Annotated in this window: 7 protein-coding genes; 4 read left to right on the top strand and 3 right to left on the bottom strand. The window is 46.7% G+C overall.

The window, feature by feature from the left end; all coding sequences use genetic code 11:
- The first annotated feature begins 119 nt into the window (after nucleotides 1-119).
- On the top strand, nucleotides 120-1,265 hold the full coding sequence (gene chrA, locus BZG75_RS12360) for a chromate efflux transporter (RefSeq protein ID WP_077460761.1): 1,146 nt from the start codon (nucleotides 120-122) through the stop codon (nucleotides 1,263-1,265).
- A gap of 142 nt (nucleotides 1,266-1,407) precedes the next feature.
- Here the strand turns inward: chrA and BZG75_RS12355 are convergent, their stop codons facing one another.
- On the bottom strand, nucleotides 1,408-2,436 hold the full coding sequence (locus BZG75_RS12355; protein ID WP_077577173.1) for a Gfo/Idh/MocA family oxidoreductase: 1,029 nt from the start codon (nucleotides 2,434-2,436) through the stop codon (nucleotides 1,408-1,410).
- Nucleotides 2,437-2,587: 151 nt separating this feature from the next.
- On the opposite strand from BZG75_RS12355, the gene BZG75_RS12350 reads away from it, so the two are divergent.
- Together BZG75_RS12350 and BZG75_RS12345 are read left to right on the top strand one after the other, a co-directional pair.
- Nucleotides 2,588-2,992, top strand: a complete 405-nt coding sequence (locus BZG75_RS12350) for an antitoxin Xre-like helix-turn-helix domain-containing protein (protein ID WP_077577175.1) — start codon at nucleotides 2,588-2,590, stop codon at nucleotides 2,990-2,992.
- Between the two features lies 1 nt (nucleotide 2,993).
- Nucleotides 2,994-3,689, top strand: a complete 696-nt coding sequence (locus BZG75_RS12345) for an RES family NAD+ phosphorylase (RefSeq protein WP_077577172.1) — start codon at nucleotides 2,994-2,996, stop codon at nucleotides 3,687-3,689.
- Between the two features lie 381 nt (nucleotides 3,690-4,070).
- Here the strand turns inward: BZG75_RS12345 and BZG75_RS12340 are convergent, their stop codons facing one another.
- Entirely contained in the window at nucleotides 4,071-4,610 is a 540-nt protein-coding gene (locus BZG75_RS12340) for an RES family NAD+ phosphorylase (protein ID WP_077577171.1), read from the bottom strand.
- Nucleotides 4,603-4,965, bottom strand: coding sequence for an XRE family transcriptional regulator (locus BZG75_RS12335; protein ID WP_131825141.1), 363 nt, complete (start codon nucleotides 4,963-4,965; stop codon nucleotides 4,603-4,605). The genes BZG75_RS12340 and BZG75_RS12335 overlap by 8 nt, the downstream gene beginning before the upstream one ends.
- A 223-nt stretch (nucleotides 4,966-5,188) precedes the next feature.
- Here BZG75_RS12335 and BZG75_RS12330 point away from each other — a divergent pair, with 223 nt between their 5' ends.
- Nucleotides 5,189-6,079, top strand: coding sequence for a TPR end-of-group domain-containing protein (locus BZG75_RS12330; protein WP_236719515.1), 891 nt, complete (start codon nucleotides 5,189-5,191; stop codon nucleotides 6,077-6,079).
- The last annotated feature ends 39 nt before the right edge of the window (nucleotides 6,080-6,118 follow it).

Here is a 6,118-nt window from a genome sequence, read left to right as displayed (position 1 = left end):
ACACTATCTTTCATTTATTCTTATATCGGCTTATTTATTGTTTATATCGACAATGAAAACTGGAATGGCTGTTTTTATTCATGATTGATATCGCATAAAATTTAGCGAGGAGGTGATAGATGATTGAATTAATCAAACAGTTTTTCTTATTAGGGTGCATGTCGTTTGGTGGGCCGGCCGCGCATGTCGGCTATTTTGAGCGTGTGTTCGTCAAAGAAAAGCGGTGGCTGAGTGCGGATACCTTTGCTTCTGGTTTAGCCATCAGCCAGTTTCTACCTGGCCCAGGAAGCAGTCAGCTCGGTATGTATATTGGCTATCAACGCGCGGGTTATTTAGGTGCGTTTGGCGCATTTGTCGCGTTTACCTTGCCTTCTTTTGTTTTGTTGACAGCGGCGGCGGTATTAAACAGCAGTGCGCAAGCTTCTGATTGGGTCGCAAGCATCATTAGCGCAGCCAAATTATTAGCGGTGGTGGTAGTGATTGATGCTACTGTCTCAATGGGCCGAAAATTTATCGGCTCGTTAGCGACTGGGACAATGGCGGTGGCAACAACGTTATGGCTATTGCTAACGCCATCAGGCGTATTATATCAAGTACTTCCCATTGTCATTGCAGGCATTGTAGGAGCTATTGGGTTTGCGAAGCCCCAATCACATCATGCACCAGTTAACATTGCGTGGCGCCGCAGTAGCGTGATCCTGGGTCTCTTTTTACTATTGCTCACAGTACCTTGGCTGTTTAATCAAACCTTATGGGTACAGGTGTTTAATCTGTTCTACCAAGCGGGCAGTTTTGTCTTTGGTGGCGGGCATGTGGTTTTACCATTGCTCGAGCCTATTGTCGGTGACGTTGTCACTGATTCGGCGTTAATTGAAGGTTATGCGGCGGCTCAGCTAGTGCCGGGGCCGATGTTCACCATGGCGAGTTATCTGGGTGCCAGTGTTGAAGGGTTAGCTCCCATTTGGGGCAGTATCATTGCAACGATTGCGATTTTCTTGCCTGGTGCATTACTTATGTTCGGTGTTTTGCCGATTTGGGAGGCGGTTAAAACTCAGCCTCGCTTGGCCGGGGCTATCAGTCTCATTAACGCAAGTGTGGTAGGGCTTCTTGCCGCCGCGCTTTATCAACCCGTATGGGTTTCCGCCTACACAAAACCTTTGGATTTAGTGCCCATCGCGCTTGGCTTAGTGGCATTAACTCAATGGCGAATTTCGGTGTTTTGGTTACTCCTATTAATGATGGTGTACCAGTTTACTCTCGCTTAATACGCGCCATACTTTGTGGCCCAGCTGTGTCTGGGCTACTTTTTATCACTTAGCGCACTATAACTTTATATGTTGTAAAGCAAAAAGCTAAGTCACATCGCTCATGTGGCTCAGCTTTTTAATTAATTTATAAACTGCAGCCTTAGAACTGCCAAGGTTGACGAGTACCTGTATCAGAGGCTGTTTGTGCCAGCTCAATAGCATAGATGACTTTGCTTGCAGAAATTGGGCAAACAGGCGAGGGTTGGTTATCGGTAATTGCCTTTGCTAATCCATCGAACAGGCGGTGATATTGGCCGTTTTCAAGGGTGAGAGGATCAGGAGTGACGCTGTCACCAACTTCGAGCATCCCTTGATACGCTTGCTCACCAAAACCAGAGACAGTTACCATCAAACCCGCGCGTAGTTGCTCTTCTTGAATATCTAACCCTACGGTACTGAAGGTCGCTTTTTCACCCTGGACGACAAAGCGTTCGGTGGTACCTGAACGGTAAGGGCTGGAGGATAAAATTACTTCTGTGTTTGGGTAATGCAGCGTCACTTGAAAATAGTCGGTCGTTTCGCTGCTAGGGCGTAGCGCACGACAGGTGCCGGATACCGCATCCGGTTCCCCTAAAAGATGGAGGGCTTGGTCAATTAAATGAGAGCCGAGGTCATAGAGAATTCCGCTGCCTTCACCTGGCAATTCGCGCCAACGTTGGCGGACTTCTGGGCGGTAGCGATTAAAGCTGGAATGCATGACTTTGATGTCGCCAAGCTCACCTGCTAGGTGTAACCCTTTTAGGGTGAGAAAATCCCCATCCCAACGTCGATTGTGGTAAGGACACAACACCAAGCCTTTTTGCTTGGCCAGCGCCGCTAGCTCGAGACCATCACGGCTATTGGTCACAAAAGGCTTTTCTACCAAGACATGGCAACCGGCTTCTAATGCTTGTTTAACGTGTTGGTAATGGAGGTGGTTGGGGGTAGTAATCACCACCAAATCTGGGGTTTGTTGAGTGAGTAAAGTGTTGAGGTCGTCAAAGCAAGCCGCTTTAGGCAATCGCCGTGCAACTTGTTCGGGTTTACTGGACACAACAGCTGAAATAGCGAACTCAGAGATTGCACTCAAAAAAGGAACGTGAAATGTATTGGCGGAAAAGCCAAAACCGACCAAAGCTGTTTTTATCATAAAGCGTACTCGCATTGACGATGTATTATCAGCACTTTATCGGACATCGACACGCCAATCAATCTAAGTGCAAGATCCCTCTGTCTCAATATGGATATAATTATAGATTAAGTCCATAATGAGAGTGTGTGAGCATGAAATGGTGAATGATATGACAGCAGCACAAGCACCAAAGGCGGCAGACAAGAAGAGAATGGCTCGGGTCGGCTTCAAAGCTGTTGTAAAAATAATGGAAGGATGGGGCTGTACCGGCGCAGACATGCAGCGAATTCTTCGCATGCCAAGGTCTACATTCCAAAAGTACAAGGCGAACCCAGATACTATATCTATGGATGATGATCAGCTTGAGCGCTTAAGCTATATCGCAAACATTCACAGTAGCCTTCGAATCATCTTCGATAACCAAGAGAACGTTCAGGGTTTCATGTCGATGGAGAACAAAAACGCTTACTTCGAAGGGCAGACGCCTTTATCTATTATTAGTAGCGGCAAATTCGCTGATCTTTACGAAGTGTTCTGTCGTGTCGACGCGTTACGTTCAGGTCAATGGGGGTAGCATGCCGAATGCGAGAGAAAATCAAGCGGTAGGTTATAGGCTCATTCCGTCTAAGTACCCGACGATTGATTTGTTTGATGATGTCCTTAATCCGGAAGACTTTGAGGTGATGTATCAACTGCAAGCATTGACGAATCCACGTATTCTCGATGAAGTGGGTGATGTTTCCCTGATTAAGCCGGAGGAAATCCCGTACCACTGTGAACGTGGTCGTAGCTATGCGGTAGCCGCCTTTACGCACATTAACCGTGATGGCTCACGCTTTGCTGATGGCAGCTTTGGGATGCTTTATATTGGTGACACCGAACAAACCGCTGTAAAGGAGGTCATGTATCACCAGCGCAAGTATTGGGCTGGTGTTAATGGGCTTCACTATGATCGTTTGGTGTTTAGGGCGCTTCGTTTCACATTTGATGATAATAAGGTGATTGATGTGTGCGACAAGCCAATGACAGATCCAATTTACGACCTGATTGATTACTCTGCGGCACAGATGCTTGGCCGCCAGGTACGGCAAAATGATACATTATCAGGGATCCGCTACCACTCAGTGCGAAATGAAGGGAGGATCTGCTGGGCGATGTCTACGCCAAAAGTGGTTAGCGATGTCATCCAATGCTTCCACGCAGAAATGATTTGGAACGGGAAAGAAATCAGCCAGGTTGAGAAGATTTACTTACTGGATGAATCGATATAGCGGTATGTTAATAAACCAATCTTAAGTGCGCATTATGTATGTTATGTTAAATAGGGTGTTTATCAGATGACGAATCGTATCGATAAGACAAGCGCCTTGACTCCTCACCTCCATTTTCTCTCCCCCTTCAGTATTCTGACGCGATGATTCAACATAACTGACTATTTACCATAAAATAGCTAATCACCATTTTCTTTAATCAACTTAGTTCAAATGCTCCGCTTGACCTAAGGTGCTTCAATCATGCGGTGATAAGCCAAACAAGATCAGCGTTATTGCTATCTTATACTTCTAGCGCATTGAAGCGTCAGTTCGCCAAAGTCACGGCAATTGCTGTCGTGACCAGCCTATTCCCCGCATTTCTTGCGGTGTCGGACGGCGCTAATAAGGTGATGGCGGCAGGCGTTCAAAGTCATCAATCACTTTAACCATGTTGGGTGGCGTATCACTCCATCGCCAAAATACGATATTTTTCATGTCCTGAGTGGCTCCACGCGCAAAACTTGGCACAATAATGGCGTTGACCTTTGCACTGATGAGCTGCGTCGATAAGTACCAACTATCGGGCGTTTGCTGCTGGGTCACTTGATCTAACCAAGCACAGCTTAGCGTCGAGGGCTTGATGCCACAGTTTAGAAGCACTGTTTCATCGGTCAGATCGAGTACGTTGTCGCAGTCGACATCATATTGACATATTGTCAGAGGCTGAGCTTTAAAACGAAACCCCTGCTGAGCCTCGACCCATGCACCTGATTGAGACAGTGAGGTGTATAAGGCGCCAACACCTTTTGGGTTAAACCGACCACCGTTGCGTCTTGCCCCTTCACCACTGTTAGGCGCGTATGACCAGCGAGGGTTATGGCCACGAAATACCGCACCTTCAAATTTAAACAAATGTTCCTTTAGCTTCTCTTCACGCATAACCGCCTTCGCTCGTATGATCGAGGTAGGCTCTGACCGCATCCATTCGATCGTGCTTAACCAATTGTTCTGCGGTTAATCCGCCAAACTCTGGCAGCCCTTCGCTCCGATACCACGCGTAGGCATGAAATTCATTCCCCGTCCACGGAAGGATTCGGTTGATCACTTCTGTGCAGTTACGTAGTTGTTGCTGCGCCTTGATTGTTGAATATCGTTCGGTGCGACTCAGCGTGGAATAAGGTAACCCAGACAATGATGCAATTTCTTTCAAATTTGTATGGAAAAACGCGGCCATTTTGCTCGGTTCAACGATACCTTCTGCGTTCATGACTACATCTAAAATAGATCGGTTCATCGTGATCACCATGTCATTTAAATTTGACTTATATACGTCTAAAATGGCTGACATTATGACAGTTGTCAAGCTGGGCTAAAATACAGCAGAACAGCAGGTGTTTACTGTACCGGGAACACAAATCACGGTTCGCTCCGGACGAATTCCACCCATTAACCTTTTTAGGTTCAGCAAGGTTTGCTACAGTTCACCAGTCATTAGATCATTCATTATAGGGATAACCATGAAAGCGCACATTTGGGCGTGTTTGCTCGTGGCGTTAGCCAGTTTTGGCGCGATAGCTCAGGACGAAAACGATGTTAAGCATACTAAGGCGGCCAAAGAGCCAACATCGTACGCCGAGCAAAGTATTTACGATAAACCATTGATGGAAAGGTATGTTTTGGATGAGATCCGGAACTTAAGAACCGATTTCCAAGCGTTAGAAAAACGTATGGTCACAGAGATTACCGACCGTGAGCTCGACGTGGCGGATAAGTCACTCAACTACGCTAATGTGACAGTGACCTACTTCTTTTATCTCATCGCGGGCGCAGCATCGCTCATTGCCCTCGTTGGCTGGCAGTCGTTACGTGATATTAAAACCAACACCAAAGAACTGGCGGATCAACAGTTATCTGAAATTGCAGAGCAATATGAGCGTAAGTTCCAAGCGCTCGAGCGAGATTTGAAGCGTAAAACGCGCATTATTGCTGAAAATAACAAAGAAATTGAACGCATTAACGAAATCCATAACTTATGGTTACGTGCGCAGCATTCGCAGACGCCAGAGCAGCGGATGGAAATTTATAATGAGATACTCAAAATCCGCCCTGGTGATCTCGAAGCGTTAACGCACAAAGCGGATGCCGCGATGGAGATGGGTGAATACCATTGGGCGCTAAGTATTAGTAACCGCGTCTTGGAAGTGGATGAGCGCAATGCTAATGCCCTATTCCAACGCGCTTGTGCTTATGCAAGGTTAGGTGCCGAGGACCAAGCCGTGTCTGACTTAGAGCTGGCGATAGCTGAAAGTGCTTCATTGCGTGAGGCAGCTCGAGAAGAGGCCGACTTTGAATCACTGCATGGTCACGAGCGGTTTGATCTGTTGATTGACCCTGATGGACTTATTTAAGCAACAAAAAACGTAAACAAAAAAACCAGGCATGAGATG

Source organism: Salinivibrio sp. AR640 (genome assembly GCF_001995405.1).
Lineage (GTDB): Bacteria > Pseudomonadota > Gammaproteobacteria > Enterobacterales > Vibrionaceae > Salinivibrio > Salinivibrio costicola.
The sequence above is the reverse complement of the archived record's forward strand: the minus strand, read 5'-3'. Positions and strand labels throughout refer to the sequence as shown.